At 63.9% G+C, this 804-nt stretch carries 1 pseudogene; it reads left to right on the forward strand.

What is annotated here, in order from left to right:
- Positions 1-145: 145 nt before the first annotated feature.
- Positions 146-804: pseudogene (locus tag ACM9NP_RS23945) on the forward strand (hypothetical protein); the annotation flags it as partial.

Consider the following 804-nt stretch of genomic DNA (forward strand, 5'->3'; position numbering starts at 1 on the left):
GGGGAGGAGGGTGTGGGGCGGTTCTCGTGTGGAGAACTGGCGTGCCGGACCTACAGTGCGCAGTACGGCTCGTTCGGGAACCCTCTGCAGGAGACGGGTTCCCGACCGCGCCGATGTCATCGAGTCGGGTACATAAAGGAGATGCATGACTTCCTTCGCCACGCGTTACCGCAACGGCGAGCACGAGGCAGTGTGGGCCGAGTTGCGTCGGCTCGGCCCGATTCCCGAAGCGGTGGCCGAGGACTGCGCGGACGTCGCCGCCGAGACCATGCGCCGGGTCCGGCGGCATGTCGAACGCCTCGGTGAGGCGTACGGCAAGCTCGGTTTTTCGGGCGGCGAACTCGTCGCAGCTCCGCCGGGCACCGAGGATTGTGCCGAGCTGGACCGTCTGTCGCAAGAAATCGGCGGGATTCCCTATGCCCTCGACGCGTGCATGCGCATCGTCGGCTCGGTGGACTTCGTGGGCGACTGCGAGGCGTTGAAACTGTGGTACAGCGACCACGAGCGCGGTAAGCAAGTTCCCCTCCTCCCAGATCCACTGTCGACACCACCGGTCTTCATGCTCGCGCACGACTGGGAGGGTTACTCCGACGACTACGGCGACGATTGGCCTGAGGAACGTCCGACATTCCAGTTCGGTTTCGCACCCGACGAGATCCACAAAGCCAACTACAGCGGATCGACACAGGACATCGACCTTCCGTCGACAGTGATCGACCCGGTACTGCGCAATTCCACCGAGAACCCGAACATCACGCTCGTGGAGTATCTGCGGTTGTCGATTGCGTGGGGTGGGTTGCCGGG

This window comes from Stackebrandtia soli, from assembly GCF_965137155.1.
GTDB lineage: Bacteria > Actinomycetota > Actinomycetes > Mycobacteriales > Micromonosporaceae > Stackebrandtia > Stackebrandtia soli.